This window comes from Mesorhizobium sp. M7A.F.Ca.CA.002.15.2.1, from assembly GCF_003998715.1.
GTDB classification, from domain to species: domain Bacteria; phylum Pseudomonadota; class Alphaproteobacteria; order Rhizobiales; family Rhizobiaceae; genus Mesorhizobium; species Mesorhizobium ciceri.
This window is the reverse complement of sequence record NZ_RZPI01000670.1, coordinates 1-2,999: the sequence shown is the minus strand read 5'-3', so window position 1 is coordinate 2,999 and position 2,999 is coordinate 1. Positions and strand designations below refer to the sequence as shown.

Genomic DNA, 2,999 nt, shown 5'->3' with positions numbered 1-2,999 from the left:
GTCCTCGGCCTTGATGGTATGGGTGGCCAGCCCAGACCACAGCGCATCGCCATATCGAATGCGATTGCCGGTCAGCGCCAGATACATGCCGAAGGAGCCGCCGAGATCGGGCAGCAGGTGGCTGGCGCCAACATCCGGAAAGAAGCCGATGCCGACTTCCGGCATGGCAAACTGGGCATTCTCGGTCATCACCCGGTGCGAGCCGTGGAAGGAGATGCCGACGCCGCCACCCATGACGATACCGTCGATCAGGGCGACATAGGGCTTCTTGTAGCTGTTGATGCGGGCGTTGAGCCGGTATTCGTCGGCGAAGAACTCGACCGGCGGTTTTCCCGCCCGACCTGTCTCATAGACATGCAGGATATCGCCGCCGGCCGAAAAGGCCCTGCCCTCTGCCTTGACGACGATGACGTCGATGCCCTGGTCGGCCTCCCAGGCGGAAAGAGCGGCGTCGAGCGCCCCGATCATGCGGTGCGTCAAGGCATTGAGCGCCTGCGGCCGCGTCAAGGTGACGACGCCGGCCCGGCCCAGATGTTCGAAGCGGATCTCGTCGCCTCCGCCAAAATCCATCGTGAAAGAATCCCTCTCCCGGCCGCCGGGACTGAAGTGCTAAAGCGTGGCGCATGGGTGCGTCAATGGCGAGGACACCGGTGCAAGCTCTGGCCCGGACCAGGAGCCAGTGCTAAAAATAGAGCTGCAATACGGAAAACTGGGTAGAGTTCATTGCAGCGTACCTGCTGGGTCTTCGAACGGGACGATTGTTTATGACTCGATTTTCGCACCTTGCGCCGGTGGCAATCGGGCTGAGCCTCTGCTTGGCTGTTCACCCGGTCATGGCGGGGACTTTGGAAGACCTCTACAGCTCGCAGACCATCGTCAACGGCAAGTACGAGAAGAACCGCCAGTCCGGCTTCAAGCGCTGCCTCGACGCGGTTCTGGTGCGGGTTTCCGGCGATCAGCGCCTGCCGGCGAAACCTGAAATGACGGCATTGCGCGACAAAGCCGGCACCTTCGTCGCCAGTTTCCACTATCGCGACCGCATGGAAGGCATTCCCAACCATGACGACCAGGGCACGTACGATCGGCCTCATAATCTCTACTGCCAGTACAAGCCTGCTGACGTCGACCCGGTGCTGGCTTCGCTCGGCAGCAGGCCGTGGCTGACCGAGCGGCCACGGCTGGTGGTGTTTTTGGCGACCGAGCGCGGAACAACGCATTACGCGCTCGATGCCGAGGACGACCGTGGCATGCTGATGCGCGAATCGTTCGGCAATGCCGCCGTACCGCTGGCCATGCAGGTGACTTTTCCCACGGTGGCGCAGCTGTCGCAGGCCGGATTGGACGATCAGGCGCTTCGCAATGCCGAGATGACGAAGCTCGACACCCTTGCGGAGAAGGCCGGCGCCGACCAGGCGCTTTACGGCAGTCTCGTCTGGAGCGACAAGGAACTGGGCTGGATCGCCGACTGGCGGCTGGCCATGGCCGGCAAGACCTACATCTGGCAGGTGCGCGGTGTCGGCTTCGACGAGGCTTTCCGTGTCGCCATCAGGGGCGCGGCACAGATTCTGTCAGGCAATGGGCAACCCGAATAGGCCTCGACCCGGTCGCTGGCACAATCGTGCCGCATTGGTCAGCGGCGGGAGCTCGTGGTAAAAGCCTGCCCGAACGAGAGTACTGGCGATGAACAAATTCACCCCCGCAAAGCCCGCCGGCGCGCGCGGCGTCGACGAAATCACCGGCAGCCGCCGTCTGCGCCGCATGCGCAAGGCCGACTGGTCGCGCCGTCTGGTGCAAGAGAACCGGCTCACGGTCGACGATTTGATCTGGCCGATCTTCGTCGTCGAGGGCAAGGGTGTTTGCGAGCCGATCGCCGCCATGCCCGGCGTCTTCCGCCTGTCGATCGATCTCGCCGTCAAGGAGGCAGAGCGCGCGGCAAAACTCGGCATTCCCGCCCTCGCCACCTTCCCCAATGTGGACATCTCGCTGCGCGACCAGACCGGCTCGCACATCCTCGATCCCGACAATGTCATCAACCGCGCCACCCGCGCGATCAAGGATGCGGTACCGCAGATCGGCATCATCACCGACGCAGCGCTCGACCCATTCACCAGCCACGGCCATGACGGCATCCTGCGCGACGGCATCATCGTCAACGACGAGACAGTGGAACAGGTGACCGCCGCCGCAGTCATCCAGGCGGCCGCCGGCGCCGACATCATCGCACCGTCCGACATGATGGACGGCCGCATCGGCGCCATCCGCGACGCGCTCGATGCCAATGGTTTTCAGGACGTGGCGATCATGTCCTATGCGACCAAATTCGCCTCGGCCTTCTACGGACCCTATCGCGAGGCGGTGGGCACCGCCGGTCTGCTCAAGGGCGACAAGAAGACCTATTACATCGACCATGCCAATTCGGACGAGGCGGTGAGAGAGGCCGAACAGGACATCGCCGAGGGCGCCGACATGCTGATGGTCAAGCCCGGCCTGCCCTATCTCGACATCATCCGGCGGCTGAAGGACGAGTTCCAGATGCCGACCTTCGCCTACCAGGTGTCGGGCGAATATTCGATGATCAAGGCGGCAGGCGCCAATGGCTGGATCGACGGCGAGAAGGCAATGCTGGAATCGCTGCTCGCCTTCAAGCGCGCCGGCTGCGACGGCATCCTGACCTATTTCGCACCCGAAGTGGCGGAGATGCTGAAGGGGTAATTTCTCTTCGCGACGACGGCCGGTCGCGGCGAGCAATGTCGGCCAATCCGCTTCGACATCCATACCAATTTCCGGCTCTTGGCCGGGGAATCCATAGCGAGGGCCACTTGACCGTTGCGTGGGCTTCGTTTGAGCTTGAAAATACCGCTTGCAATTCACAATCGGTTTGTTACAAAAAACTGCTTGCAAAACACAATCGGTTATCGAGGAGGCTCGCATGTCCAAACTTCGCGTCAACGCTTTCACCCTATCGCTCGACGGCTATGGCGCCGGTCCCGATCAGGATC

Annotated in this window: 3 protein-coding genes and 1 pseudogene; 3 read left to right on the top strand and 1 reads right to left on the bottom strand. The window is 62.5% G+C overall.

From position 1 onward, the window contains the following. A partial coding sequence (locus ENZ74_RS27290; protein WP_206522337.1) for an enoyl-CoA hydratase/isomerase family protein occupies positions 1–570 on the bottom strand: 570 nt, incomplete at its 3' end. 245 nt (positions 571–815) lie between these two features. On the opposite strand from ENZ74_RS27290, the gene ENZ74_RS27285 reads away from it, so the two are divergent. From ENZ74_RS27285 to ENZ74_RS35365, 3 genes and pseudogenes are all read left to right on the top strand, one after another. Beyond that, positions 816–1,592 carry a DUF2066 domain-containing protein gene (locus ENZ74_RS27285; protein ID WP_245458399.1) on the top strand — a complete coding sequence of 259 codons (777 nt, stop codon included), beginning with the start codon at positions 816–818 and terminating at the stop codon, positions 1,590–1,592. 88 nt (positions 1,593–1,680) lie between these two features. After that, the gene (hemB, locus tag ENZ74_RS27280) at positions 1,681–2,712 is read left to right on the top strand and encodes a porphobilinogen synthase (protein WP_027162429.1); all 1,032 of its coding nucleotides are present in this window, start codon (positions 1,681–1,683) and stop codon (positions 2,710–2,712) included. Positions 2,713–2,929: 217 nt separating this feature from the next. After that, positions 2,930–2,999, top strand: a pseudogene (locus tag ENZ74_RS35365) (dihydrofolate reductase); the annotation flags it as partial.